Raw genomic sequence first — 26,059 nt, 5'->3', positions numbered from 1 at the left:
CGTGACTTTCTGAAGTGCGGGTGGGTGAAAGGGTGGAGGGGACTCAATGGGACGACCAGGATGAATCGCCCAGGGCATGGGGGGTCTGGTGGCCCAGGGCAGGTCGCTGGCTGCTGGCCAGGGCCCGGCTGGGTGCGGCCCGCAGCCCGTGTGCGACCTCGCCGCTGAGCTGGAACACCGACACCAGTTCCGCCAGGCGTTGGGACTGGGTCTTCAGGCTGTCGGCAGCGGCTGCGCTTTGCTCGACCAGGGCGGCGTTCTGCTGGGTCACCTGGTCCAACTGGTTCACCGCGTCGCCGATCTGGTTGATGCCGCTGCTTTGCTCCAGCGACGCGTTGGAGATCTCGTTGATCAAGGCGCTGACGCGCTTGACCTGGTCGACGATGCCGTCCATGCTGCGCCCCGCCTCATCGACCAGCGCGGTGCCGTTCTCCACCGTCTCGACGCTGGCCGAGATCAGGCTCTTGATCTCCTTGGCGGCCTCGGCAGAACGCCCCGCCAGGCTGCGCACCTCGCTGGCCACCACGGCAAAGCCCCGGCCTTGCTCGCCAGCGCGGGCCGCTTCGACCGCTGCATTCAGGGCCAGGATGTTGGTCTGGAAGGCGATGCCATCGATGACACCGATGATGTCGGCGATCTTCTTCGACGAGGCCGAGATGTCCTGCATGGTGGCCACCACCTGGCCCACCACCGTGCCGCCTTGTTCGGCGGCACGGGTCGCGTCGTTGGCCAGGCGACTGGCCTGCACGGCGGTTTCGGCATTGGTCTTGACGGTGCTGTTGAGCTCCTCCATCGAGGCCGCGGTTTCTTCGAGGTTGCTGGCCTGCTGCTCGGTGCGCTGGCTCAGGTCGGCGTTGCCGGTGGCGATTTCGGCCGAGCCGGTGGCGATGCTGTCGCTGCTCAGGCGCACCTGACCCACGATGTCCACCAGGCGTTCGTTCATGTGCTGCAGGGCGCGCAACAGGTCGGCGGGCTCGTCGCGGCCCTGCACGTCGAAGTGCGAGCGCAGGTCGCCTTGGGCCACGGCCTCGGCCACCGACACCCCAGTGCGCAACGGCTGGGTGATGGAACGGGTCACCAGCACCGCCAACAAGGCCCCGATGGCCAGCGCCACCGCAATCACCCCCATCGACACCCACAGCGATTGCCGGAAACTGAGTTCAGCCGACTGGGTCGCGCTGTCTGCGCCTGCCACATTGATCTCGACACTGCGGTTCACGGCGGCCAACACCGCGGAGAAGGTGCGTGCTGCCTCGCCCACCGCCAGTTGGCGGGCCTCCTCGCGCTGGGCCTCGGCACCCGACGACAAGGTGAGTTGACGCTCCTCCAGGGTGAGGAACGCAGCCCAGTCGCGTTGAAAGTTGTCGTACAGCTGCTTCTCCTCGGGTGAGGCGATCAGCGATTCGTATAGCGCGAACAACTTGGGCAGCCTGGTTTGCACAGCTTCGTCATGGATGCGCTTTTGGTTCTGCTTGCCCTCGGGCGTGGACTCGAGGCTGTGGCGCAGGCTGGCCCGGCGTGCCTCGTTGAGGGAAGCCCGGATGTCGCCCAGCACCTTGATGCTGGGCAGCCAGTTGGTGCCCAAATCCTTGGCATAGAAATTGGCGCGGCTCATTTGGTAGATGCCAAAGCCCCCCAGCAGGCTCAGCAACAGCAGGACAGCGGCGAAAGCCAGCCCCAGTCGGGCCCCGATCTTGAACTGACGAAGTGCGTGCATACAAAGCTCCGAAATGTGCGGATCGCTGCGCGCCTCCAGGGCGTCGCTTGGACCTCAGGCCTCAGTGAATATTTGATATATTTTTACACAAAAACGATAAATTCAACAATTGCCATCAAATAAAAGCGATTTATCTCTTCCAATTTGACAAATTCGCATCTCAAAAAATGACAAACGGCCCGCATCCCTGTCGGGGCGGGCCGCTTGGGGCCTGACCCCCAGGTCAGGCTTGGCCGTTGGAGCTCAGGGGATGGTGGCCAGCGGCGCCGCTGGGGTGGGCGGGACGCGCGCGGCCTCGGCTTCGGCCGCATGGGCCCAGCGGTACAGCAGGGGCAGCAGCCACAGGGTGAGGACCGTGGACGACAGAATGCCGCCGATCACCACCGTCGCCAGGGGCCGTTGCACTTCTGCGCCCGTGCCCGTGGCCAGGGCCATGGGGATGAAGCCCAGCGAGGCCACCAACGCCGTCATCAGCACGGGCCGCAGCCGGTTCAAGGCGCCCTGGCGTACGGCCTCCAGCAGCGGCCAGCCCGCCTCGCGCAGGCTGCGGATGTGGGCCACCATCACCAAGCCGTTGAGCACGGCCACCCCGGACAGGGCAATGAAGCCCACCGCCGCCGAAATGGACAACGGAATGCCACGCGCCCACAGCGCCAGCACGCCCCCCGTCAGGGCGAAGGGAATGCCGGTGAACACCAGCAGGCCGTCCTTGAGCTGCCCGAACATGGCCACCAACAGGCCCAACACCAGCAGCAGCGCCAACGGCACCACCACCTGCAGGCGCTGGGTGGCCGACTGCAGGTTCTCGAACGCACCGCCCCAGCGGGTCCAGTAGCCCGCAGGCACGGGCACCTGGGCCACGGCCGCCTGGGCCTCGCCCAGGAAGCCCCCCACATCGCGGCCCCGCACATTGGCGGTCACCACCACGCGGCGCTTGCCGTCCTCGCGGCTGACCTGGTTGGGGCCGGGCGCCAGTTCGAATTCGGCCAGCTCCGACAGCGGGATGAAGTGGGTTCGCCCGCCCTCCCCGGCCGCAGCCCGTGGCAGGGCAATGGGCAAGCGCTTGAGCGCATCGAGGTCGTTGCGCAGGGCCTCGGGCAGGCGCACCAGGATGTCAAAGCGGCGGTCGCCTTCGAACAAGGTGCCCGCTTCGCGCCCGCCCAGGGCGGTGGCCAGCGCGTCCTGCACATCGGCCACGTTGAGGCCATGGCGCCCCGCCTTCTGGCGGTCGATGTGCACGCTCAGCATGGGCAGGCCCGCGGTCTGTTCGACCCGCACCTCGGACGCACCGGGCACCCGCTTCAGCACGCCCGCCATCGCCTCGGCGGTCTGGTTCAGCACCGCCATGTCGTCGCCAAAGACCTTGATGGCCACATCGCTGCGCACGCCCGAGATCAGCTCGTTGAAGCGCAGCTGGATGGGCTGCGAGAACTCGTACTGACTGCCCGGCAGCTCCCGCACGGCGGCTTGCACGGCGGCCAGCAGCTCGTCGCGGCTGCGCCGGGGCTGGGGCCAGTCGGCCTCGGGCTTGAGCATGATGTAGCCGTCGGAGATGTTGGGCGGCATCGGGTCGGACGCGATCTCGGCGGTGCCGGTGCGTGCAAAGACCCGCTCGATCTCCGGGAAACGGGCCTTCAGCAGGGTTTCGAGTTGCTGCTGCATGGCCACCGACTGGCTCAGGCTGGTGCCCGGGATGCGCAGCGCCTGGATGGCGAAGTCGCCCTCGTTGAGGTGGGGCACAAACTCGCTGCCCAGCCGCGTGGCCAGCCCACCGCTGAGCAGCAACAAGAGCGCTGCCGCCGCCAGCACCCGGCTGGGGGCGCTGAGTGCGCGGTCCAGCAGCGCGGCATAGGCCTGCCGCGCGCGCTGCATCAGCACCGGGTCGTGCTCACGCACGCGCTGGCCCAGGCACAAGGCCACCATGGCCGGCACAAAGGTGACCGACAGCACCATGGCGCCCAGCAGCGCCGCCACCACCGTGAAGGCCATGGGGTGGAACATCTTGGCCTCGACCCCGGTCAGGGCAAACAGGGGCAGGTAGACCACCAGGATGATGAGCTGGCCATACAGCAGCGGGCGCTGCGCCTCGCGGGCGGCCTGAAAAACCGCCTCGAAGCGCTCCGCCCGGGTCAGCGGGCGCGCCATGGCCGACTGCGCGTGGGCCAGGCGGCGCACGCAGTTCTCCACGATGACCACCGCGCCATCGATGATGATGCCGAAGTCCAGCGCGCCCAGGCTCATGAGGTTGGCACTGACCTGGTAGCTGACCATGCCCGTGAAGGTGAACAGCATGGACAGCGGGATCACCGCGGCCGCGATCAAGGCCGCGCGCACATTGCCCAGGAACAGGAACAGGATCACCACCACCAGCGCGGCGCCCTCGAGCAGGTTCTTGCGCACCGTGTCGATGGCCTTGTCGACCAGGCCGGTGCGGTCGTACACGGTGACCACGCGCACCCCCTCGGGCAGGCTGCGGTTGATGGCCTCCATCTTCTGGCCGACGGCCTGCGACACGCTGCGGCTGTTCTGCCCCATCAGCATGAACACCGTGCCCAGCACCACCTCGCGGCCGTTCTCGGTGGCCGCACCCGTGCGCAGCTCGCGCCCCAGGCTGAGTTCGGCCACGTCGCGCACCCGCACGGGCACCCCCGCCTGGCTGCGCAGCACTACCTCGCCAATGTCCTGCAAGGACTTGAGCTGGCCGGGGGCGCGGATCAGGTACTGCTCGCCGCGCCGCTCAATGTAGCCCGCGCCGACATTGCTGTTGTTGCGGTCCAGCGCGGCCAGCAGGTCGGGCAGCGTGACACCCAATGCGGCCAGGCGCTCGGGCAGCGGCGCCACCAGGTACTCCTTGGCATAGCCGCCAATGGTGTTGATCTCGGTCACCCCGGGCACGTTGCGCAGCTGGGGCTTGATGATCCAGTCCTGGATCTCGCGCAGGTCCATCGCGGTGTAGGGCGAGCCATCGGGTCGGCGGGCGTCCTCGCGTGCTTCGACCGTCCACAGGTAGATCTCGCCCAGGCCGGTGGAGATGGGGCCCATGCTGGGGCTGACCCCGGGAGGCAGTTGGTCGCGCACCTCCTGCAAGCGCTGGTTGACCCACTGACGGGCCTGGTGGATGTCGGTGCCGTCCTTGAAGATCACCGTCACCTGCGACAGGCCGTAGCGCGACAGCGAACGGGTCTGCTCCAGCCGCGGCAGGCCAGCCATGGCGGTCTCGATCGGGTAGCTCACGCGTTGCTCGGCCTCCAACGGCGAATAGCCCGAGGCCGCGGTGTTGATCTGCACCTGCACATTGGTGATGTCGGGCACCGCGTCAATCGGCAGCTTCTGGTAGCTGAAGACCCCCAGCACCGCCATGGCCGTCACCAGCAGCAGCACCAGCCAGCGCTGCTCAATGGCCGCGCGGATGAGTTTTTCAAACATGGTGGGCTCCGCTTCAGTGGCTGTGCTCGGCCGAGGCCTTGCCCAACTCGGACTTCAACACAAAGCTGCCGCGCGCCACATACGACGCCCCGGCCTGCAGGCCTTGCAGCACCTCGACCCGTGGGCCATCGCTGCGCCCCAGCGTCACCGCCTGGGCCAGGAAGCCGCCCTTCACGCGCACAAACACCACCGGCCGCCCGTCCAGGGTCTGTACCGCGTCGCTGGTCACCGTGACCGCGGGCACAGCGGGTTCGGCCGCCGCCGCTCGGGTCGTGACGGTGACGTACAAGCCGGGTCGCCAGGCCCCGTTCGGGTTGGCCAGCAGCACCCGGGCCTTGGCCAGGCGGGTCTGCTCGCCGATCAAGGCGCCGACAAAGGTCACCCGGCCCTCGGCGCTGGTGTCCAGCGCACTGGCGTGGACTTGCACCGTGTCCCCGACGCGCAGGCGGCTCAGGTCACGTGCCGGCACATCGACCTCAGCCCAGACCTGGCGCAGGTCGGACACGGTGAACACCGGGGCGTCCTCCTTGATCGCTTCGCCTTGGCTCAGGTGTTTTTCAATCACCTCGCCGTCCAGGGGCGCGCGCAGTTCGAAGCGGTTCAGGGCACCCGAGGCGGTGCCGCTGAGGCCCAGCGCCGACAGCTTCTGCTGCACATGGGCCAGCGTGATCTCGGCTTCCTGCAGGGCCTGTTCGGCCTGCAGGTAGTCCTGCTGCGCCGAGACTTTCTGTTGCCACAGGCGCAGCTCGCGCTGGTGCGTCAATTGGGCCAGGGTCAGGCGCTTCTGGGCGGTTTGCCATTCGCTGCGCAACTCCGAGGCCGTGGCACTGGCGATCACCGCCAGCACCTGCCCCCGGCGCACGCGCTGGCCCAGCTGGGCGGGCACTTGCTCCACCACGCCGGCCACCCGGGGCACCACATGGGCGGTCAGGTCTTCGTTGAGGCGGATCTCGCCGGTCCACTGCGAGGCCGGCGCCAGGGGCGACGCGGTCGCCACCTCCAGCCCCAGGGCGGCCGCCTGGATCTGGGCGTCACTGAGGCGCAGCAGCCCCTCGCTGGCGGTGAACACCCACTCGATCGGGCCCTTGCTCCCCGGCAGCGTGAGCCGGATCTCGAAGGCGTGGGGTTCAGGCAGCGCCTCGCGGCTCAGCCAGCCCCCCTGATCGGGCTCGAAACTCAGGCGCCGCACCTCGCCGGTCAGCCAGGTCACCGTGGCTTGCAGGGGTTCGAGCTCGCCGGCCTGGGTCCCGCCCGGGGACCCCTCGGCCGGTCGCCAGACCCGCAAGCGGGTCTGCTCGCCCACCGGGGCCAACAGCACCTCCAGGGTCGCCGCGCCCGAGCGCAGCCACTGACCGCCGTGCGGTCCTTTGGGCGGCTCGGCGCCGTGGGCATCGGGCGCTTCGCCGGGGGCGTGGGCGTGCTCGGCACGGGCTGATGCCTTGGGCACCGGGTCATGGTCATGGTCGTGTTCGGAGTCGACCGCCAGGCCCTGCCAGGGACGCCAAACCAACAGCAGCGCCAGCAGCAAGGCGGTCAACAACAGCCCGATCAGGGCACGGGGCCGGCCCAGCAGGCCGGCCAGGCGTTGGAAACGGGTGATGACAAAGTGCATGGTCACTCCTGGGTGGCCCGGGTCGGGGCAGCGGACTCGATCTCAGCCAAAGGGGTTCCGAGCAGGCGTTCCAGCTCGGCGGCGGCGCGCTGCACGTCGGCCACGGCGCGCAGGGACTGGGCCTTGGCGGCCAGGTGGGTGCGTTGGGCGTCCAGCACCTCGAGGAAGCTGAACTTGCCAAACTCAAAGCCGACGCTGGCGGCCTCATAGGCCTGCCGGGCGCCGGGCAGCACCTCTTGCTGCAACAGGCGCAGTTCGGCCAGGCCCGTGGCCAGGCGTTCGTGCGCCAGCCAGGCGTCGGTGCCGAGCCGCTGGTCGAGCGCGCTCAGCGCCTCGCGCGCCTGTTCTTCGCGCTGCAGGGCTTCGAGCAGGTTGCCCTGGTTGCGGTCTGACACCGGCAGGGGCACGCTCAGGCCGAGCAGCAACTGGTTGCGTTGCAGCTCGTTGGCCCGCTTCAGCCCCAGGCTCAACGTGACATCGGGCACCTGCCGGCGGCGCTCGACCTCGACCGCAGCCTGGCGGCGCAGCAGCTCTTGCTGGGCCACGGCGCGGCCCGGCGCACGGTCCACGCGGGCAGCCAGCGCGGCCCAGTCGGGTAAGGTCGGCAGGGGCAGTGCCAGGTCCGACAGCCGAAGCCCGTCCGCCAACGCTGGCCCCTGGCCCCACAGGCTGACCAGGCGCCGCAGGCTGCTGCGCTGCTCGCTGAGGGCCTGCACCTGCTCGAGCCGCGCCCCGGCCTCGGCCACCCGGGCCTTGCTTTCTTCCACCGGGGACACCTTGCCGGCGGCCACGCGCTTGGCCACCGCCTCGCTGACGCGGCGGGCCAGCCCCAGGTTGTCTTGCGCCAGCGCGGCGCGCTCCTGCGCCAGCAAGGCATCGGCATAGGCGCTGAGCACCAGCGTGCGGACCTGGGTGCGCACCTGTTGCAGCGCCGACTGCGCCACGCGCACGGCCTGCTCGCTGACCGCCACGCGCGCCTCGCGCTTGCCGCCGGTTTCCAGGCGCCAGTTCAGCTGCAAGGTCTGGCTGCGGGTCGCGCTCTGGCGGTCCTCAAGCGCATAGGCCAGCTCGGGGTTGGGTCGCAGGCGGGCCTGCAGGACGGGGCCTTGCAGCGCCTCGACCTCCCGCCGCGCCTGCACCAGCTCGGGGTGGACGGCCTCGGCGCGTTCAAAAGCCTCGGACAGGCTCAGCAGCCTAGCGGGGGAAGCGGTGGAGGGAGCGACCGCCGGTGCCGCGGACGGCGCGGGGTCGGGTCGCGCCGGGCTGGGCGGCCACTGGGCCAGCGCAGGCCCGCCGACCAGCAGCGGCAGCAGTGAGAGGCCCGCCGCCCGCCACAGCGAGCGGAGCACGGAACAAGGGGGGGCGGTCGCGCACGCGCGCCGCCTCAAGCGATCGAGGCTGGAAGCCTTGGACATTCGATTCTCCAGTGGGTTGAGCAACACGAGGGGAATCGACGGAGAGAGGCACCGGGCCTCAACAGGCCGCTGGGCGGATCACCAACCAGCACCGGGCCCGGCGCGGCGCGGCGCACGCGGGGGCGGCGCAGCCAGCGCTGAGCGGGGCTGGGTTGGGATCAGTTGGGTGAGCGCTCCCCGCCGATCAGGCGGGCAGCAGCCACTGAGGGCGATCCAGGCGCTGCCCCGGAGGGGCGGGCCAGCGCACCGGGTGGTACGCGACCGCCGCCGAAGCACGGCGCAGCGGTGACAGCTCAGGGCACCAGGGCAAGGCCGACGCGCAGGCGGCGTGGCAGGCCACGCAATCGGCGTCCACACCGGGCGCCCCGGTTCCGTCCCCGTCGGCCGCCACCTTGGCGCTCAGCGGCGTGGGGGATTCGGTCGGACCGTGGTCATGCTCATGGTGACCAAAATGCGTCGGCGCGAGGTCACTTTGGTGCTGGCAATAGCCCGCCACCGCAGCCCAACTGAACTGCAGCGACAAGAACAACACCAGACACAGGACTCGCCAGGAACGCATGGGCGCCGAGTCTAACGGATGAAGTGACGAACGGCCGGTATCCGGCCCCAGGCGCGGTGGGGCCTCCGGCGCAAGCGCACTGCCGGAGCCCTTGGCCTGACGCCTGGCCGGGGCCCCAGCCACGCCCTGGATCAAGTCCCAGGTCAGGTCCCGGGTCAAGTCTCGGCCAGTGGCCCCCCGTGGCCAGCTCAGTAGCGGTAACCCACCGTCAGCAAGGCCGTGCGGGGCGTACCGACCGCTACGGCTGCCGCCACCCCGCCCACAAAGTAGCGCTGGTCCAGCAGGTTCTTGAGGTTGAGGGCCACGCGCCAGTGGCCCTGGTTGTAGGCCACGCCCGCGTCGACCACGGCGTAACCCGGGATGGCGTAGGTGTAGGCGTGGGCCGGGCCCTGGCCGCGGGCGCCGCCGTTGAGCTCCCAACCGCGCCAGTCGCCCTGGAAGCGGTAACGCGACGACAGGGTGAAGCTGTGCAGCGGCACGTTGTTGAGGGCCTGCCCCACGGTGGCCGCGTCGGCGGCGCCGGCCTCGGTGATGCGCGCGTCGGTGTAGGCGTACCCCCCGAACAGGCTCAGGCCCGCGCCCACCTCGGCCGCCACACTGAGTTCGCCCCCCTGGGTGCGTTGCTCGCCCACCGCCACGCTGTAGGCCGAGTTGTTGGGGTCGGTCTGCAGCACGTTGCGGCGGCGCAGCTCGTACACCGCCGCGGTCACGCTGCTGCGCGGGCCCAGGTCCCATTTCAGGCCGGCCTCCAGTTGGCGGCCCGATTCGGGGGCAAAGGTCCGGTTCTGCGCATCAAGCCCGGTGTTCGGGAAGAACGAGGTGGCGTAACTCAGGTAGGGCCGCACGCCGGGCAGCACCTCGACCATCAGGGCCGCCGAACCCGTGGTGGCCGAAGCCGGGTTGGACTGTGTGACGCTGCTCAGGCGGTTGGCCGACGTCACCGTCAGCTGCTCGCGCCGCAAGCCCAGCACCACACGCACCTGGGGCGTCAGCCGCCACTGGTCACGCGCGTAAAAACCCAGCGAGCGGGTGGTCACCAGGCTGTTGGTGCGGTAGGTCGAGGGGCAGGTGATGGGGGCGCCATAGACCGGCTGGTAGACATTCAGGCTGGCCACGGTGCAGGTCTTGGACAGCGTGCCTTCGCTGTCGCGCGCGTAGTCCGTGCCCAAGGTCAGTTCGTGCGCGCCCCAGGCGGTGTCCACGGTTTTCTGCACCTGGGTGTCGACAGCGTCGTTGCGACCGTCGTATTGCTGGTCGGTCACCGAACGGCGCAGCGTGACCCCGTCGGCCGCCAAGCTGCTGATGGCCGTCAACTGACCCGACAGGGTGGAGGTCTGGTGGCGCAGGTTCTGGTTCAGGGTCCAACCCGAGTCGAACCGGTGGGTCAGCGCATAGCCCAGGCGCGACTGCTCGCCGTCGTAGGGCCGCTGCGTGGTCTCGCCCGTGAAGCGGCTCAGCGGCAGCAGGCCCCGGGCGTTCGCCAGCACCGAGCCCGACAACGGCAGGCCCTGCTGGCGCACGTACTGACGTTCCTGGTGACTGGCCAGCAAGGTGAAGTCGGTCCGGGCGCCGAAGTCCAGGCTCAGCGCGGGCGCGACATAGCGGTTCTTGAAGTAGACATGGTCGGTGGCGTCGTCCGAGTTCATGACCAGCCCGGTCAAGCGCAGCGCAGCCTTGCCCTGCGCGCCCAGCGGCTGGTTGATGTCAAAGGTGGTCTGGCGCAAGCCATGACTGCCCACCGTGGCCTCGGTGGCGGCCCAGGCCTCGCGGCTGGGGCGTTTGCTGATCAGGCTGACCAGACCGCCCGGCAACACCCGCCCATAAAGCAAGGACGCGGGGCCTTTGAGGACTTCCACGCTGTCCACACCGAACAACTCCTGTGCCACCCGGTTGTTGCCTGCGGTCCGCAAACCGTCGAGGAAGACCGCATCGGAGGCGGTCTGGCCGCGGATGATCATGTCGTCCCAGCCACGGCGCCCGAAGTTCTGCGACACCACGCCCGCCACGTTGTAGAGCGCGTCCCCCAGCGACAGGGCCTGCTGGCTGTCCAGCAGCGCGCGGGGCACCACGGTGATGGACTGCGGCTGCTCACTGAGCGGCACGCTCGAGCGGCTGACCCCTGGCGACTGGGCGCTGTGATAGCCGTCGTCGTCACCCGCCACCGCCTTGACGCTGACCTCCTTGAGCGAGGCCCCCTCGGTCGCGCCTTGTGCCAGCGCCGGGGCCCCAAGGCCCTGCGCGGCGAGGCAGAGCACGCCGCCAATGATCTTCTTATCCATGCCAAAAAACCCTCTGAAACAAAATGCCCCTCGGTCTGATTCGAGCCGAGAGGTCCACCAACGACCCGCGCCGCTGGAACAGCCTGGCCCCGGCCCCCCTCCCGGACCCATCGCCCGCTCACGGAGGCGTCCGCCCCCAGGCCGCCAAAACGGCCTTGAACCGGCGCTCAGGCCCGCGGACCGAGCCCCAGCGGTTCAGCGCTGGCCGCCCGGGCGGCTGGCTGGGCTGGGCCGGGGACCGGCGCGGCCGACGCTGATCCTGGCGCCGGTGGCACACCGGACCACACGCTGTCGGTCGGCCCCTGACGCACCCGACGCTGGGTGAGCCGGGCCATCCAGGCCAGCAACAGCCCCCCCACTAGCGCGGTGGCGTCCACCCCCAGGGCCGCCGGGGACCCATGGACCCAGGGCCCCAGCCCCGGCAGCAGCCACGCCAGGGCGCTGGTCAGGGGGATGGCCAGCGTCAGGCCCGACGCGGCCCACAACAAGTGCACCGCGGCACGGGCACCGCCCTGCCAGAACGACCAGGCCAAGGCGGCGAAAAAGGTCGCGTAATAGCTGACGCGGGCCGCTGAACCACCGTGGGCCAGTGCCCCCAGCCACTTGTGGGCCACCAGCATCAACGAAATGCCACAAACGCAGCCCAGGCAGACGCCCACCGTGGCCGCGGCCATGAGCCGGACATCGAGGCGCTGCAACGGCGAGGCGGCCGCCTTGGGCAGGGCCCGGCGCCGCCGCGACTCGACCCACAGCAGGTTGCCGCTGTAGAACAACCAGGCCCCGGCCAGCCCCAGACCGAAATACATCCACTGCACCGCAGCGCCGCCAAACGAGGCCATGTGGAGGGCAAAGAAGCTGCTGATGACCTGCAGAGGGGCACTCTGTCGGCCCGGCAGGTAATCGGTGCTCAGCACCTGGCCCGTGTAGGGATCCAGGGCCACAAAGCCGCCGCGGGCGCGCGGTGACACCGCCGTCGGGTCATGCCCCCAGACCTGGGCCACCGGGCGCGGACCGGTGGCGTTCTGGTACTGCACCTGGTAAGGCTCGAAACTGGGCGACAGGGCCTTCGCGCTCGCCACCAGCCGCGCAGGCGCCAGCAGCGCCTCGGGCGAGCGGGCCGCGGCATCTGCCGGTGCTGCGGCGCGTGGCGGCCCGGTGCGCCACTGGCCACCGTGCAGCACCTTGTTCTGCAGGTCATAGATCGGGTCGTGAAAGGCAAACACCACCGCGGTCAGCGCCATCACCAGGTGGAACGGCAAACTGATGATGCCCACCACGTTGTGCGCGTCCAGCCACATGCGCTTGAGGTTCTTGCCGACCCGCAGGGCAAAGAAATCCTTCACCAGCGAGGGCAGCAAGACCACCACACCCGACACCAGGGCCAGCGTGTACAGCCCGGCCACCACGCCCATCAGCCAGCGGTTGGGGTCGGTGTCAAAGGGCAGCCCCACCACGCGGTGCAGCACATCGATGAAGCCGGCCAGCTCGGCCGGGTGGGTCTCGTGGACCAGCGCTTGGCCGGCGGCGTCCAGCGTGGCCACATAGTGGCGGGTCGACGACTCGTCGTGGTCATCGGCCTCGGGGGCACCGCGCACCTTCCATTGCAGGCGGCCTGCCTGGCTTTCGGTCGCTTGCAAGTGGATGGTGAACTCGCGCGCGGCGGCCGGGTGCTGCGCCAAGGTCTTGGCGATGAGGGCCGGAGTGTCCTCCAGGGGCCACCACTGGGTGACCGAAGCCGAGGGCGAAGGCGGGGTGGCCCAGCGCATCAAGGGCTCTTTGAACACCGTCAACGCCCCCGCATAGAAGGCAATGAACAGGGCCATGCCGCTGAGGATGCCCGTCCAGGTGTGGACGGACTTGTAGACGCGGATCAGGTCGGCTCGCATGGTCAAGGCCCCACCGGGTGCAAGAACTGAAGCGCCCAGAAAGCCCCCCAGCTGATCAGGTTCAGACTGCCCAGCCACAGCCAGGCCCGCAAGCCACTGGCAAACAGGTAGACAAAGCCCAGCGCGCCGAGCCACACCGGTGGCACGACCCACATCACCAGTTGACCGCGCACCGGCAAGGGCATGGTGCCCAAGGCCAGGGACAGCAGGCCGCTGGAGGCGATCGCCAGGGCCAAGCCCAGCAAGGCGCCTGCCGAGGTCTTGGCCACCCAATCGGGTTGGATGGGCGTTTTTTTGCTTGAAGGTTTCATGTCAACGCTCCCGTGGCGGTCGAATCAACACCGCGAGGTAGGGCAAAGCGGCCCAGACCAGCATCAGGCAGGTCAGCCACACAAAGGTTGCAGCCAACGGCAGGGCCGCCATGGCCAGGGCTCGCCAGCCCCCGATCAGGCCCACGGCCCCCAGGCTGAGCCCCAGCCAGCGCGGCCAGGGCGCCGCCAGCCAGCGCTGCTGGGGTGCCGCTAGGTACATGCACAGGGCGCCGAGCGCGGTCGCCCCCAGCCCCAAGCCAGCCATCCAATTCATCCCCCACCTCCCGGTCCGGGCAAGGGCCGTCCCACCGCCGGCGCCTGCTGAAGCAACACATCCATCCCGCGCACCAGCGCCGGCCACCAGGCAAAGCCATGGTCTTCGCCGGCCAGTTCGTGGTAGTGCACACGCCCGCGCCAGTCCGGCCGGGCCTGCAACTCGGCCGCCAGTGCGCGGGCTTCCGACACCATCGGGCGACTGGCCCACAGGGCCTGCGCCTGCGGGCTGTGCTGGCCCGGTGGCAAGCGGTCCTCCAAGGCCCCGACGCTGATCTGCACCGCGGGCCTGTAGCCGGCGCCATCGGGCACCTGGGCCGGCAGCGACTGGAGCACCGCGCGCTCCTGCCACCAAATGGAAGGGCTGGACGCCAGGAAGACGCTGAACTGCTGGGGCCGGGTGAACAGGGCGTGCAGAACCAGCAAGCCGCCAAACGAGTGCCCGAACAGCGCCTGCCGCCCCGTGTCCAAGCGGTAGCGCTGCTGCAACAGCGGCTTCAAGTCCTGTTCGATGAAGTCCAAAAAGGCCTCGGCCCCGCCCTCGGTCAACGGCGCCGAGGCGTCCTCGGAGGCCGGTGAAACGGTGCTGACGGTACCCGCCTGAGACCGGGTCGACCCACCGCGCACGGTGTAATCGCGCCGGCGGGCGGCGTAGTCAAAGTCCTGCTCGCCAGGGTAGCCCAGGCCCACCACGACCGGCGGCGTCTGCCCGGTGACCTGCTGCCGGCGCTCCACCGTGCGGGCCACAAAAGCCGCCATCGGAAAGCTGGCATTGCCATCCAGCACATACAGCACGGGGTAGCCCTGAGCAGGGGGCGGCGTCTCGGGCACCGACACCAGGATGCGGTAGCGGTGGCCGCTGGCCCGGGCGCGCAGCTCGGTGGCGCGGGCCTGGGGCACCAGCACCGGGCCCCACGGCGCGGCCTCGCCCGCCACCGGCGCGGTAGGGGTCGGGGCCCCGGTGGCGTGCTCGACAGGGCGGTCCGAAGCCGCCTGGGCCGCCGGCCTGGTCTCGGCCCCGGCAGCCCCATGGGGCTGCGCAGCGACCCCGGGCAGCCCTGCGCACAGCGCAACCGAACACAGGGCCAGCGACAGCCCTTGCAAAGTGAAGGCTTGGGACATGGCTTGGGCGTCAGAAGTCGGTGCTCAGCGACGTCAGGAAGGTGCGGCCCTGGCCCAACGTGGCAATGGGGGTGGTGTCGCTGAAGGCGCCCGAGTAGTAGTGGCGGTCCATCAGGTTGATGACGTTGAAGCGCCAGACCACCTTCTTGCCGGCCATCTGGGTGGCGTAGCGCGCGCCCAACTCCAGCTCGGCCCAGCCAGGCAAACGCTGGGTGTTGGCCGAGTCGAGGTACTGGCTGGCGCTGCTGACCACCTTGCCATTCAAGGTCAAGCCCGGGACCCCGGGCGCATCCCACTCCATCCCCAGGTTGCCCTGCCAGCGCGGTGCGCCGACGGCGATCTTGCCGTCGTAGCTGCCATTGGCCGTCTTGGTCTGCCGGCCGTCGGCGTGGACCACGCCGCCCAGCACGCGGGTGCCGCGCACCAGCTCACCGAAGGTGGTCCACTCCAGCCCGCGCACCCGTTTCTCGCCCCCGTCCGAGGGCACGTTGCCACTCAGGGTGATGAGCATGGGCTTGTTGATCTCGAACAGGCTGAAGGTGTGGGTGAAGCTGCCGGTGTCCCACTTCAGTCCCAGCTCCCGCTGCTCGGTTTTGTAGGGGGCGAAGGTGTGGTTGTAGGCGTAGGTGGGCGTGCTCACACTGTCCCCCTTGCTCAGGCCCTGCACGTAGTTGGCGTACAGCGACACGCCCGGCCCCCAGGGCTTGATCACCAGGCCCAGCATCGGCGTCACGGCGCTTTGGTCATAGGCCCCTGTGACCGCACCGGCCGTGCTGAGGTTGGTGGTCTTGACCCGCTGGTGGCGCAAGCCCACGGACAGGCGCACGGCATCGTGCCAGAAGGACACCGTGTCGATCAGGCCAAGGCTGGACAGCACCGACTCACTGGTCTTGGGCGCCGAGGTCGGCAACGCCGGCATGGCCATCAGGCTGGGGCTGTACAGGCTGGTGGTGTAGGCCGCCGAGGTGTTGGTCGCGGCACCGGCGGCCTGGACCAGGTTGGAAGCCTGCAGGGCCCACTCGTGGCGCACCGAACCCAGCTTGAACCGCCCCCGCAGCCCGGCCTCGGCCGACACGTTGTCGTTGTACCCGCGAGAACCATAGGTGCGCGTGGTGCTGCTGGTGCCCGCCGCGTTGAGGCTGCGAACATGGGTGCCATTGATGAAGCCGGAGAAGTCATGGCTCATCACGCCCCAGCCGGCGTAGGCGGTCAGATCGTCATGCAACTGGTACTCGAGTCGGGCCAACAGGCCCTGGCTGTTGAGGTCGCCATAGGCGCTCGGGAACTGGTTGAGGCTCGGGTCCGGCGCCGACGGGATCGCGCTGGAGGTGAACCAGTACATCGCCGAGGTGCCGCCCCGGAAGCCGGCCTTGCTGTCGTAGAGGTCCAAGGTGGCCTTCCAGCCGCGGCCGCGGTAGTCCAGTGCCACGGCCAGCAGCTCGCGCTTCTTGGACTGCCCCGACAAGGTGGTCTCGCCATGGCTGAGGGCGCCATTGAGGCGGATGCCCAGCGCCTTGTCCTCGCCCAGGCGGCGCGACAAGTCCACACTGGTGCTGAGTTGCGACGCCGACTGGTAGCCCACAGTGAGCCGGTTCAGCGGCTCGTCACCGGCCCGCTTCAAGGCCAAGTTGACCACGCCGCCCACGGCGCCACTGGGGGCCATGCCACCGATGGCAGCGTTCGGGCCCTTGAGCACCTCGACGCGTTCAATGAACTCGACCGGGATGTGGCCGAGGGGCAGCAGGCCGAACATGCCCTCCACGGCCACATCGTTCTGGTTGACGTCAAAGCCGCGAATTCGGAAGTTCTCGTACGCGTGGCCGTTCGAGGTGGTGAAGCGCACCGTGGGGTCGTTGCTCAGCACATCGGCCAGGGTGCGGGCCTGTTGGTCCTCGATCAACTGGGCCGTGAAGGCGGTGAGGTTGAAGGGGGTGTCCAGGTTGTCAAGCTGCCCCATCAAGCCCAGCCGGGCACCGGTGGCCACCTGGCCGCCGCTGTAGGGCTGGGGCAGTTCCTCGCCCAGGCCCGAGCCAGCCGTCACGGTGACCGTCGGCAACGACGCCGTGCTGCCCGCCACCGGCGCAGTACTGGCCGTTTGGGCCGACGCTGCGGTGGCCAGGCACCAGCACAAGCAGGCGGCCGCTTGCGCCGTGCAGCGGCGCACCGCGCGGGGCCCTCGCGTGCGACGCCGCGCCAAGCCGGCCACGCCTTGATCCCTCTTGCGTTCCCCAGAAGGTGCTTCTTTCATGTCCCAATTCCCGATTTGTTGTGATTGCGAATAATTCTCATTATTACATTCATTTGCAACTGAATGGGCTTGAGGGGGCCGTTGCCCGCAGTCTGTCGCGCGCCAAAACAGGGGGGCAAAACGAAAAAGCCCGCGGGCATCGGGGCTCGCGGGCCGCTTCAAAGCGAAGGCAAAGTTCGGTAAAGCGTCGGTGAAGGGCGCTGGTCGAGCGCCCGCACCGACCCGTTCAATCCGGCGACTGGCTGGCTTTGGGCCAGTTCGAGGCGTGGGGGTTGGGGTGGGTTGTGGCAAGGTCAGCGCCCGCAGACACCCATTCGCCGATCTGGGCCAGGCCGCGCTCGAGCGAGGAGGCGCTGGGGTTCTCCACAAACACACAGCGCTTGCCGGTGCGCTTGCAAAAATCTTTCACCCGCCAATACGCGTTGTGGCTGATGCAACCGGTCTGGCAAATCACCAGGTCGGCCGCCGCCAGGCTCGCATCGAGCACGCTCTGGCTGTCCTCCAAACCGCCATCGTGGTGCGCAAAGCGGCCCCCCACCCGCTCCACCAGGTCACGGTAGTTGGCGATGTTGCCGCTGCGTCCCCCCACGCAGAGCACCGTCTTCTGACGCAGGTAGAGCGTGACTGGCGAGAGGTGGGGCACGCCGTCCTGCGCAGCGCCGGACCCGGCGCTGGTCACTGGCGCGGGGCTGAGGCCAGGCGACGCCCTGTCCATCGCCGCCAGACGGTGACGCAGGCTGGCGTTCTGGGCCTCCAGGTCGACCTGGCGGGCGGCCATTTGATCCAGCTTGCGCTGCAGGCGCTGGACCGCGGCATGCCCGGGCAAGGACGCCTTCAGGGCCTCAAGGTCCTCGGCCATGAAGGCCAGGCGGCTGTCCTTGGCCAGGAGTTCGGCGCGCAACTGCATCAGCTGGGCCTGCAGCCGGTCCACGTCGGCCGCCTTGTCGGCCAGTGCGCGGGTGCTGCGCTCCTGGGCCTTGGCCAGCTCACGGCTCAACACACCGTTCTCGCTGAGCAGGGCATTGAAACGGACCAGGTCCACGCGCACCGCCGCGCCCGCCTGGTGCTGCAACATGTGCAGGTCACGGCACAGCACTTCTTGCAGGACCGCATCGCAGCGCGGGTGGGTCAGTGCGGCCCAGAAAGCCCCAGCCACATCGCCCTGCCGCACCGCTGACAGCCAGGCCTCGGCCACCGCCTGCGGGGTTTTGAAGACGCGGTAGGCCTTGATCTCGCGGGCATAGCGGCGCTCCAGTTCGCCCTGCAGCAACTCGGACAAGCGGTTGCGGTGCACGCACTCGGCCACGGCACTCACATGCACGTCATAGTCGTCGGCCTGGGGCTGTCCGCCCATGGCCTTGCTGACCAGGCGGCGCAATGTGTCCAGCGGCAAGCACACGCCCACCACGGGGCAATGACAAGCGTGCGGCAGGTCCCACAGACGCCGCCGCCGGGAGCCGGTCGAGGGTGGGCTGCCGACGCAGGGACTGGGTTGTCGAAAATGCACCGCCAGGGTGGGTGCGGGGTCGTGTCGGCACATGGCAGAGCCTCCGTTATGAAGCGGGTCGAACCGGCAGCACCAGACCTGCACAGGGGTCGGGCCGCGGGTGCGGGGTCAGGCGGTGGATGACGTCGTAGGCCGGCGCAGCAGAGGCGCTCCTTCCGGCTGGGCCCTGCCCGGCGCTGACGTCGACCTCCAAGAAGCCGTGGACCTCGGTGGTGGAAACGCCCCGCAGAGCGAGCCAGCGTGGCACGCCGAGGTCCCGACGCACATGGCCGTTGCCCGCGATCAACACCGCCCCGCCATGGGCATGGCGACGCAGGGCCTCGGCCATCTCGAGGTCGCGCGCCACCTGGGCCAACACCATGCCCTCCAGGCGCACCGCCGGCACCTGCCCGCAGTGCCCGGCGTCGATGGCGGCCCTCTGGCCCTCGAGCAGGTCCGCCGGCAAGCCCGTGGGCAGACCGTAGGAGGCCAGCGTGGCCGGGCTCAGCGCAGCAGACAAGCCCTGCTGCGTCACTTTCAGGGCATCGGCGCGAGACAGGTTGCCGGCCACCAAGGGCAGCCGATAGCGCAAGGCCAACTCAATGAGAGGGGCGTAGTGGTGCCATTCCCAGCGGCCTGTGCCGACCCATCGAATGACGCACTCGGCCTCGGTGCACTCGGCCTGCGCGCGGGTGAGTGCGTCTTGCTGGTCCAGGTCAAACATCTCCATCACCAAGGCCGGCCGCCAACCCTGCTCGAGTTGCTGACGCAAGAATTGCTGCCGCTGGCGGTGGCCCTCGGGGTGGTCATGCACCTCGCCCAGCAGCAGTACGCGGGCACCGGGAAGCGATCCGGCGTCCGGCACACCGGGCGTCGGCGGCGCCGCCGCCCCCGTGGCCAGGGTCCCAAGCCCGCACCAGGCCAAGCCGACCCACACCTGACGCAGCCAGGAGCGCCGGGTGCGACGCCCTGTCCGTGCGTCAGACATGCAGGCCTCCCGGGATGTTCTCGCCGATGATCCAGCACACGCCGCTGGGGTCAGACACGCTGAAGTCACGCATCTGATAGGGCTGAACCGTGATGGGCGTGACCCGCACCCCATAGGTGTCCACCAGCCGAGCGGCCACCACCCGGTCGTACCAGACCTGGACATCGCGCACCAGCAGGTGCATCTGGCACACATGGGCGTGAGGGGCATCGCCGAAGTCCTGCAGCAAAAAGCTGCAAGTGCCGGCACGGAGGTACGCGATGCCACCGCCCGAGGAGCGCAGTTCAAAGCCCAAGTCGGTGTAGAAGGCCAGCGACAGCGCAAAGTCCCGCGCGGGGACAAAGGCCTTGATTTCCAGCGTGTCAGCAGGGTGCATGTTGGCGTCGATTCAGATGAATGAGGGGGAAATACGAGCCCAGCGCAGACCGCCCTCCTCGGCAGCCGCAAGCGCTCGCGTGTCGGTGCATCTTACCACTACAAATGATAATAATTCTCATTTGAAAGCCGTAAAACCAGGCCATGGGGCATGGTTGCGCCGGCTCACCGGTTCGTGCAAGCGCACGCGGGCAGCCGAGCCGGGCGAGCGCCCTCCAGCAGGCCCTCGCGCAGCCCCGCTCCAACCCGGGCCACCCGCCCGGCCCGGGTTCAGGCCAAATCTGAGCTCAGCTGCCGGGCCACCGCACCGAGCACCGCCCCCGCGTGGGTGCGCAAGAACAGGTGGGCCCCATCCACCACGTGGAAGTTCGACCCCGCCGCGCCCCAATCGCACCAGGCCTGTACCGCGTCAGAGGTCAGCAATCGGTCGTGGGCGCCGTGCACGGCCGTGATGGGCCAGGCCTGCGGGACGGCCCGGGCCGCTGCCGCCTGCCGCGTCTGCATGCGCAGGCCCGGCGTGACCCGCGCCAGCACCCGTTGCCAGGCGGCCTCGGACAGTTGGGCCGCCTCGCCGCCCGGGCCACGCAGCAAGGCCGCCGCCCAGTCCCGCCCCGCCGGGGTGTGCAGGCTGTCGGGCGACGGGTGCGGGCAAGGCCCGTGGGGGGCATGCTGGGCCGCGGCAAACAGGCGCACCGGGGGGCGCCCCTGGGCCACCAGGCGCCGTGCCGCCTCGAAAGCCACCCAGGCGCCCAAGCTGTGGCCATAGAAGGCATACCGCCCCTGGCACAGCGGCTGCAAACGCGGCATCAACCCGGCCATCAAGGCCTCCAGCTCGTCCAGGTGATCGGGCCATTGCACAGCCACGATCTCGAACGGCAGCTCACCCGCCGCGCGCCAGGCCTCAAACATGCTGGCGTCCTCACCCGCGGCCGGAAAGCAAATCAACCGCGCCCGCGGCTGCGGGGGCTGGTGCAAGACGCGCCCCCAGCCGGGCGCCAGCGTCGCACCCGGGCAATCGGGCGCGGGCGGCATGCACGGTGGGGACGGTGGGGACGGGGCCGGCTGCGGGGCCACCACGCCACGCGGCAGGGCGGCCAGGCGCTGCAGGCTGGCCCGGATCTGCTGCGGGCCGAGGCCAAAGTCGAGCAGGCAGGCGATCTCGTCAACGCCAGCCGCATGCACCCGGTCGATCAGCTGCTGGCAGTGGTCGGGCGAACCGATCAGGGTGCTGTGCTGCAGGTAGCGCTCCAAGGCGAAGGCCAGCAGTTGTTCGCGCGCCGCCTCGCTGAGGCTGGCCAGGTCGGTGCTGCCCTGTTGCCACAGGTCAACCGAGCTGCGCAGGTAATCGCTCAGGGGCTGGCGCACGTCGTCGCGGGCCTGCGCCAGGTCGGCCGCCACGTAGGTGTGCAGCATCAGGGTGACCCGGCCCTGCCGGGGGTCGTGGCCGTGCGCCTGCAAGGCCTCGCGGTAGACACGGATCTTTTGCGCCAACTCGTCGAGGGTCTGGCTCAGCAGCGCGGTCAGCACCCGGGCGCCCAGGGCCCCAGCCTGGGCAAAGCCCTCCACCCGGCGGTTGCAGGTCAGCCACAGCGGCAAGGTGGGCTGCACCGGGCGCGGGAAGGTCTGGGTCTCGACCGCTTGGCCATGGGCATCGACAAACGAGACCCGCTCGCCGGCCCACAGGCGGCGCAGCACGGCCACCTGCTCGGGCAGCACCGCAAAGCGCTCGGCATGGGCCTGGGGCTGCAGCAAAAAGTCTTTGGGGCTCCAGCCCGGCGTGACGGCGATGCCGGTGCGGCCGGCCGACAACCGGTCCACCAGCGCCCACTCCTCGGCCACGCGGGCGGGGTGGTGCAAGGGCAACACCACGCTGCCCGCGCGGATGCCGATGCGCCGGGTCTCGCGCGCCAGGGCGGCCCCCAGCACCGAGGGGCTGGGAAAGTGCCCGCCAAAGGCGTGGAAGTGGCGCTCCGGGGTCCAGATGGCCTCGAAGCCAGCCGCGTCCGCGAGCCGGGCGCAGTCGATGATCAGGGCGTAGGCCTCGTCGGCGTCCAGCCCGCCCTGCTCGCCGCCAAAAAAGAAGAGGCTCAGGCTGGGCCGCGCCGCGGGGCCGGGCATGTCGCGCATGTCGCGCAGGGCGGGCTCGGGCGCGACCGGGGCCGCAGGCGGGGCCTGATGCGGGGCCTGATGCGGGACAGCTTGCGGGGCCCGCCACGGGGGCTCCGGCACGGCGACAGCCAGCGGCGCAAGGAGCGCCGCCGGGGCCGGGGCTGGGCCCCGGGCCAGGTCCTCGACCCCACCGCCAGCCGGGGCCGACGGCTCGCGGCTCAGGCGCTTGGCCAGCGCCGCCACCGAACCGGCTTCCCAGAACAGGTCCATCGAGACCGGCCGGCCCAGGTGGGCCTCCAGGGCCAGCGCACACTCGGTGGCGCTGAGCGAATCCAGACCGCAGGCCATCAGGGATTGCTGGGGGTCCACCCGCTCCAACGGCACTTTGAGCTCCCGCGCCAGCCAGGCACAAAGCCAGTCGCACAGCGCCTGCGCCGGGGCGTCCCAACCGGGCTCGGTGGCCCCGCGCGGCGTGGGCACCACGGCCCCGCGTGGCCCGGCCGTCGACAACGGGGCCGCGGCCCGAGCGGGCGCGGTGAACGGCGCCGGCGGGACTGGGTCAGCCGACAGCACCGAGGCGGCAGGCGCCGCCAGATCAGCAGGCGGGGCGCAGGGCGAGGCCGCCACGCCGGGGGCGCCAGCGTCGCCCGGGTACAGCCAGGGATCGCGCCCATGGTCCTCGCCCGGCAGGCTGGGGCGGATGTCGCCAATGGCGTGGCCGAAGGCCTCGATCTGCGCCTCCAGCCCGCTTTCACTGGCCTCGCGGGTGTGGCGCAGGGCCTCGTCCCAGGACCGGGTCAGCCGGTCTTCTTCCTGGCGCGCCCAGGCCTGGGCGGCACGGGCGCCAGCCCCCGCCGCCTGACCCCGGGGGCCTTCCAGCAGCGCGCCCAGGGCCAGCCAGACGACGAGGCGCCCCAGGTGCCAGGCCACGGTGCGCGCGCCCGTGGCGCCAGCGGCCGCGGCGCTGTCGGCGTCCAGCCAGGCCTGGCCCCGCGCCCGCAGCGCGCGCAGGCGCTGTGCCGCTTGTGGCGCCGCGAGCGAGTGCTCGAACAACGTCAGCAAGCGATCGGACTGGTGCATCAGGGACAGGCCCAGGTGCATCTGCAAGGTCTCGGTCGGGCCCTCAAAAATGCGCAGCAAACGCGCGTCGCGCAGCAACTGGGGCACGCCATTGCTCTCGATGTAGCCGCGTCCGCCCAGGCCTTGCATGAGCCAATCCACCGCCTGCCCCAGGCACTCGGGCCCGGCGATCTTGGCCACCGCGTAGGCCTCATCAGGCCAGTCCTGGCCCTGGTCACGGGCCTGGGCCAGGGCCTGAACCCAGGCCTGCACGGCGGTGGCGGCCTGGGCGATCCAGTGCAGGCGCTCGCGGGTGACCGGGTTGTCGAGCAAGCGCCCGGTGTTGACCGTGCGTGCACGGGCGTAGCGCAGCAGCAGTTGGGCGCAGCGCTGCAGCGCCCCCACGCTCATCGCGGCAATGCCCAGCCGCCCCGTGCACATGGCCGCCTGCGCCACTTCGAAGCCGCGCCCGGCCGTCCCCAGCAAGGCGTCGCTGGCCAGCGGCGCGGCGCGCAAGGACAAGGCGTTCTGCACCATGCCGCGCATGCCCATGGTCAGCGCCTCGGGACCCATGTGCAGGCCCGGGTTGTCGGCAGCGACCAAAAAGGCCGACATGCCCAAGGGCGCACCGGCGGCGCTGTGGGTCTGGGCAAAGACCGTGATCACCTGCGACCAGGCCGCGTTGCCGATCCAGCATTTCTCGCCACTCAAAGCCCAGCCCTCGGCCGTTGCGCGCGCCCAGGCCTGCAGTTGACGGGGGTTGGAACCCGCACCGGGCTCCGTCAGGGCAAAGGCCGCCAGCAGGCGCCCCGAGGCCAGCGCCGGCAGCCACTGCGCCTTCTGGGCCGGGCTGCCATGGCTGAGCAAAGGGCCCGCCCCCAAGGCCAGGTGAACGCCCACAAAAGCGGCCAGGCTGAGGTCGATGGCGCCCAGTTGCTGGATGACGCGCAGGCTGTCCTCGTCGCGCAGCCCCAAACCGCCCCACTCGGTCGGGATGCTCATGCCCAGGATGCCCTGGTTGCCCAGCGCCAGCACCACATGGGGCGACAGGCTGCGGCGCTCATCCATCAAGGCGCTGTTCAGGTGGCGGCGGGCAAAGTCGCGCAGCCATTCGATCAAGGCCTGGGCCCGTGGCGCAGAGTCCGGCGCATGGCGCGGCGCTGCCTCGGGGCCGGCGCACCCGCCACCGTCCCAGGCCTTGCTGGAGGCGAGCCCAGCACTGGCCCCGGCCGCCCCACCCGCCTCGGCGTCTGCGTCGGCGACGGCAGAGTCGGTAGCGGGAGCGGCGTCGGTCGCAGGCCACTGGTGCACGGCGTCAAGTTGTTGCGCCTGCCAGGCCTGTCGGCAGGCGGCCCGGCGCACCTTGCCGCTCGACGTCAAGGGCAGCTGGCCCGGCTTGAGCAGCACCACCTGCGCCAGGCTCAGCCCCATGGCCTGGCCCAGCGCTGCCTGCATGCGGGCCACCACGGCGTCGGCCACCGCGGCACCGCCCTCGGCCTGGCACTGGCGCAGGGCCTGGCGGGTCAGCTCCGCCGCCACCACCAGCTTTTCCTCGCCGTCGAGTTCGGCAGAGAACGCCGCCACCCGCTGGGGCGTGAGGGCGCTGTCGCAGGCCTGCACCACGTCTTCGATGTCATGCGGGTAGCAGTTGCGCCCGCGCAGGATGATCAGGTCCTTGAGCCGCCCGGTGACACACAAGGCCCCCTGCGCCAGCAACCCCAGGTCACCGGTGCGCAAGAATGGACCTTGCCCATCGGCCGTGCAGGCCGCAAAAGCCGCCTGGCTGGCCTCGGGTTGGGCCCAATACCCGGCGGCCACGCTGTCGCCGCGGACCCAGATCTCGCCCACTTGCCCGTCGGGCACGCGGTGCAGGGTCTCGGGGTCGACGGTGATCACTTGCATGCCCTGGACCGGCTGGCCACAGCTCACCCAGGCGCGGGTGGCGGGCGGCGCGGAACCCGGTGCCGCACCAGCCGCCGACGCCGGCGCATCCACCGCCGGGTGCAAGACCACCCCACCCCGCCGCGCGGTGATGAACAGGGTCGCCTCCGCCATGCCGTAGCAAGGGCAAAAGGCCTCGGACAGGAAGCCCGCAGGCGCGAAACGATCGGCAAAGGCCGCCAGGGTGGTCGCCCGCACCGGCTCGGCCCCGCTGAACGCCAGCGTCCAGGCGCTCAGGTCCAGGTCGGCCAGGTCGGCCTCGCTGACCTTGCGCGCGCACAGGGCGTAGGCGAAATCGGGCGCCCCACTGACGGTGGCGCGGGTGGCCGACAGCAGCGTCAGCCAGGCCAGCGGGCGCCGCATGAAAGCCATGGGCTCCATCAGGTGCACCGGGTAACCCGTGAAAACCGGGTTGAGCAAGCCGCCCACCAAGCCCATGTCGTGGTACATGGGCAACCAGCTGACCCCGATCGAGGCGCGGCTCAGGGCAAAGCCTTCGGTGATCGCGTGCTGGTTGTGCACCAGGCTGCGCTGGGTGACCACCACCCCCTTGGGCGCTCCGGTCGAGCCCGAGGTGTACTGGATGAACACCGGGTCCTCGAGCCGGGCGCGGTGCGGCAAGGCCCGCGTCGGCCCGGCGTCGGGGGTGACGGCGGGCGACGGCGGACCCGACTCGCTGGCCGGGGTGTCCGCGTCGACCACGGTCAGGGCAAAGTCCTGCTGCGCGAGGGCGGTGTCCAGCCACACCTGGCACTTGGGCGCCAGCGCCGTGGTGGTCAACACCCCGCGGGCCTGCGCGTCCCGCGCAATGGCCAGCAAGCGCTCGGCGCGTTGCTGGCGGTTCGGCGGGTAGACCGGCATGGGCAACAGCCCCGCGTAGAGGCAGGCCCAAAACGCCAAGGCAAAGGACACCCCAGGCGCGAACAGCATCAGCACCCGGTCGCCAACGGCGTGCTGCTGTGCGAGGCGAGTGGCCAGGGACAGGGCGCGCTCGTGCAGCTCGCGGTAGCTCAGGTCCTGCCGCTGGGACAGGTCCTCACTGTAGAAGGCATAGGCCAGGTCGTCGGGGTGGTTCTGCGCCCGCCAGGGGAGCACCTCGGTGAAGGTCGACAGGGTCTTGGGGGCGGTCAAGGCGGGCATGGGCTCAAGGTGGGCGCTGGCGGAGCGGGACCCTGACTGTAAAACGAGCGCCGGGGCGCACCGTTAGAGACCTTCGTGCCAGCCCGTCATGGCCCGCTGGCGCGGTGGCACAG

15 protein-coding genes are annotated in these 26,059 nt (G+C 70.1%); all 15 read right to left on the bottom strand.

The genetic code is table 11. The features are described 5' to 3' along the window. Nucleotides 1-43: 43 nt before the first annotated feature. A complete protein-coding gene (locus PSQ40_RS00910) occupies nucleotides 44-1,717 on the bottom strand; it encodes a methyl-accepting chemotaxis protein (RefSeq protein ID WP_273948001.1) in 1,674 nt (557 codons plus the stop codon). 243 nt (nucleotides 1,718-1,960) lie between these two features. After that, a complete protein-coding gene (locus PSQ40_RS00905; protein WP_273947998.1) occupies nucleotides 1,961-5,143 on the bottom strand; it encodes an efflux RND transporter permease subunit in 3,183 nt (1,060 codons plus the stop codon). A gap of 13 nt (nucleotides 5,144-5,156) precedes the next feature. Further along, on the bottom strand, nucleotides 5,157-6,755 hold the full coding sequence (locus PSQ40_RS00900) for an efflux RND transporter periplasmic adaptor subunit (RefSeq protein WP_273947997.1): 1,599 nt from the start codon (nucleotides 6,753-6,755) through the stop codon (nucleotides 5,157-5,159). Between the two features lie 2 nt (nucleotides 6,756-6,757). Next, nucleotides 6,758-8,104 carry a TolC family protein gene (locus PSQ40_RS00895; protein ID WP_273947995.1) on the bottom strand — a complete coding sequence of 449 codons (1,347 nt, stop codon included), beginning with the start codon at nucleotides 8,102-8,104 and terminating at the stop codon, nucleotides 6,758-6,760. 250 nt (nucleotides 8,105-8,354) lie between these two features. Further along, nucleotides 8,355-8,729, bottom strand: a complete 375-nt coding sequence (locus PSQ40_RS00890; protein WP_273947993.1) for a hypothetical protein — start codon at nucleotides 8,727-8,729, stop codon at nucleotides 8,355-8,357. A 188-nt stretch (nucleotides 8,730-8,917) separates the two neighbouring features. After that, entirely contained in the window at nucleotides 8,918-11,008 is a 2,091-nt protein-coding gene (locus PSQ40_RS00885; RefSeq protein WP_273947991.1) for a TonB-dependent siderophore receptor, read from the bottom strand. A gap of 167 nt (nucleotides 11,009-11,175) precedes the next feature. Continuing rightward, nucleotides 11,176-12,894, bottom strand: coding sequence for a PepSY-associated TM helix domain-containing protein (locus PSQ40_RS00880; RefSeq protein WP_273947987.1), 1,719 nt, complete (start codon nucleotides 12,892-12,894; stop codon nucleotides 11,176-11,178). A 2-nt stretch (nucleotides 12,895-12,896) separates the two neighbouring features. Continuing rightward, on the bottom strand, nucleotides 12,897-13,205 hold the full coding sequence (locus PSQ40_RS00875) for a hypothetical protein (RefSeq protein WP_273947986.1): 309 nt from the start codon (nucleotides 13,203-13,205) through the stop codon (nucleotides 12,897-12,899). A 1-nt stretch (nucleotide 13,206) separates the two neighbouring features. Beyond that, complete coding sequence (locus tag PSQ40_RS00870; protein WP_273947985.1) at nucleotides 13,207-13,479, bottom strand: hypothetical protein; 273 nt, start codon at nucleotides 13,477-13,479, stop codon at nucleotides 13,207-13,209. After that, on the bottom strand, nucleotides 13,476-14,600 hold the full coding sequence (locus PSQ40_RS00865) for an alpha/beta hydrolase (protein WP_273947984.1): 1,125 nt from the start codon (nucleotides 14,598-14,600) through the stop codon (nucleotides 13,476-13,478). Before PSQ40_RS00865 ends, PSQ40_RS00870 begins: the two co-directional genes overlap by 4 nt. A 10-nt stretch (nucleotides 14,601-14,610) precedes the next feature. Then, nucleotides 14,611-16,848 (bottom strand): TonB-dependent receptor, encoded by a 2,238-nt coding sequence (locus tag PSQ40_RS00860; RefSeq protein WP_273947982.1) that lies wholly within the window; start codon nucleotides 16,846-16,848, stop codon nucleotides 14,611-14,613. Between the two features lie 226 nt (nucleotides 16,849-17,074). After that, complete coding sequence (locus tag PSQ40_RS00855) at nucleotides 17,075-18,388, bottom strand: DUF2325 domain-containing protein (RefSeq protein ID WP_273947981.1); 1,314 nt, start codon at nucleotides 18,386-18,388, stop codon at nucleotides 17,075-17,077. 13 nt (nucleotides 18,389-18,401) lie between these two features. Next, complete coding sequence (locus tag PSQ40_RS00850) at nucleotides 18,402-19,322, bottom strand: ChaN family lipoprotein (protein ID WP_273947978.1); 921 nt, start codon at nucleotides 19,320-19,322, stop codon at nucleotides 18,402-18,404. After that, nucleotides 19,315-19,698: a VOC family protein gene (locus tag PSQ40_RS00845; RefSeq protein ID WP_273947977.1), complete on the bottom strand. Its 384-nt coding sequence runs from the start codon at nucleotides 19,696-19,698 to the stop codon at nucleotides 19,315-19,317. The genes PSQ40_RS00850 and PSQ40_RS00845 overlap by 8 nt, the downstream gene beginning before the upstream one ends. Before the next feature lie 269 nt (nucleotides 19,699-19,967). Beyond that, complete coding sequence (locus PSQ40_RS00840; protein ID WP_273947975.1) at nucleotides 19,968-25,946, bottom strand: MupA/Atu3671 family FMN-dependent luciferase-like monooxygenase; 5,979 nt, start codon at nucleotides 25,944-25,946, stop codon at nucleotides 19,968-19,970. Between the last annotated feature and the right edge of the window lie 113 nt (nucleotides 25,947-26,059).

Source organism: Curvibacter cyanobacteriorum, from assembly GCF_028649475.1.
Classification (GTDB): Bacteria; Pseudomonadota; Gammaproteobacteria; order Burkholderiales; family Burkholderiaceae_C; genus Curvibacter; species Curvibacter cyanobacteriorum.
Note: the sequence above shows the minus strand (reverse complement) of the source record. Positions and strands in the feature narration are given on the sequence as shown.

Excerpts from the sequence above, each read along its gene's own strand:
- PSQ40_RS00910 (WP_273948001.1), bottom strand. The coding sequence starts at position 1,717 with ATGCACGCACTTCGTCAGTTCAAGATCGGGGCCCGACTGGGGCTGGCT.
- PSQ40_RS00905 (WP_273947998.1), bottom strand. The coding sequence starts at position 5,143 with ATGTTTGAAAAACTCATCCGCGCGGCCATTGAGCAGCGCTGGCTGGTG.
- PSQ40_RS00900 (WP_273947997.1), bottom strand. The coding sequence starts at position 6,755 with ATGCACTTTGTCATCACCCGTTTCCAACGCCTGGCCGGCCTGCTGGGC.
- PSQ40_RS00890 (WP_273947993.1), bottom strand. The coding sequence starts at position 8,729 with ATGCGTTCCTGGCGAGTCCTGTGTCTGGTGTTGTTCTTGTCGCTGCAG.
- PSQ40_RS00885 (WP_273947991.1), bottom strand. The coding sequence starts at position 11,008 with ATGGATAAGAAGATCATTGGCGGCGTGCTCTGCCTCGCCGCGCAGGGC.
- PSQ40_RS00880 (WP_273947987.1), bottom strand. The coding sequence starts at position 12,894 with ATGCGAGCCGACCTGATCCGCGTCTACAAGTCCGTCCACACCTGGACG.
- PSQ40_RS00875 (WP_273947986.1), bottom strand. The coding sequence starts at position 13,205 with ATGAAACCTTCAAGCAAAAAAACGCCCATCCAACCCGATTGGGTGGCC.
- PSQ40_RS00870 (WP_273947985.1), bottom strand. The coding sequence starts at position 13,479 with ATGAATTGGATGGCTGGCTTGGGGCTGGGGGCGACCGCGCTCGGCGCC.
- PSQ40_RS00865 (WP_273947984.1), bottom strand. The coding sequence starts at position 14,600 with ATGTCCCAAGCCTTCACTTTGCAAGGGCTGTCGCTGGCCCTGTGTTCG.
- PSQ40_RS00860 (WP_273947982.1), bottom strand. The coding sequence starts at position 16,848 with ATGAAAGAAGCACCTTCTGGGGAACGCAAGAGGGATCAAGGCGTGGCC.
- PSQ40_RS00855 (WP_273947981.1), bottom strand. The coding sequence starts at position 18,388 with ATGTGCCGACACGACCCCGCACCCACCCTGGCGGTGCATTTTCGACAA.
- PSQ40_RS00850 (WP_273947978.1), bottom strand. The coding sequence starts at position 19,322 with ATGTCTGACGCACGGACAGGGCGTCGCACCCGGCGCTCCTGGCTGCGT.
- PSQ40_RS00845 (WP_273947977.1), bottom strand. The coding sequence starts at position 19,698 with ATGCACCCTGCTGACACGCTGGAAATCAAGGCCTTTGTCCCCGCGCGG.
- PSQ40_RS00840 (WP_273947975.1), bottom strand. The coding sequence starts at position 25,946 with ATGCCCGCCTTGACCGCCCCCAAGACCCTGTCGACCTTCACCGAGGTG.